1 protein-coding gene is annotated in these 604 nt (G+C 65.6%); it reads left to right on the top strand.

The window, feature by feature from the left end; all coding sequences use genetic code 11:
- Positions 1–228 precede the first annotated feature (228 nt).
- On the top strand, positions 229–528 hold the full coding sequence (locus A5695_RS16815; RefSeq protein WP_068084332.1) for a PE family protein: 300 nt from the start codon (positions 229–231) through the stop codon (positions 526–528).
- Positions 529–604 lie beyond the last annotated feature (76 nt).

The following is a 604-nucleotide window of genomic DNA, read 5'->3' as shown; positions in this document are numbered from 1 at the left end:
GTCGGCGCCGCCGCGGGCTACTCCCACAAATACGGCTTCCGCTACAGCGTCCTCACCCGCCCACCATCGGCCGGATAGGGAAAGGCCAGGTGAACGGAAGTTGTACACGAATGAACAGTCGGCACTAGGGAGGGCGAGGCACCGCGTGACCCATTTAATCTCAGCAGTAAGCCACGCCGGCAAACGGTTCCTCGAAGGCCAGCGGCTCGCGACAGGGGAGGGCTTTTAATGTCGTTCGTCACGACGCAGCCGGAGGCGCTTGCCTCGGCCGCGGGCAATCTGCAAAGCATCGGGTCGGCGCTCAGCGCGCAGAACGCGGCGGCGGCGGCCCCGACGACGGGGGTGGTCCCGCCCGCTGCTGACGAAGTGTCGGCGCTGACCGCGGCGCAGTTCTCCGCGCACGCGCAGCTGTATCAGGCCGTGAGCGCCCAGGGCGCGGCGATTCACGAGATGTTTGTCAACACCCTGAGGATGAGCTCGGGGTCCTACGCGGTCACTGAGTCGGCCAACGCGGCCGCGACTGGTTAAAGGAGCCAATGATGTTTGATTTTGGGGCGCTTCCGCCGGAGGTTAATTCGGCGCGGATTTATGCCGGTCCGGGGTC

It is taken from the genome of Mycobacterium sp. E1747, assembly GCF_001667775.1.
In the GTDB taxonomy this organism is placed as follows: Bacteria; Actinomycetota; Actinomycetes; order Mycobacteriales; family Mycobacteriaceae; genus Mycobacterium.
The sequence above is the reverse complement of the archived record's forward strand: the minus strand, read 5'-3'. Positions and strand labels throughout refer to the sequence as shown.

What these genes read in the sequence shown, in the direction of transcription:
- A5695_RS16815 (WP_068084332.1), top strand. Translation starts at nt 229, where the DNA reads ATGTCGTTCGTCACGACGCAGCCGGAGGCGCTTGCCTCGGCCGCGGGC.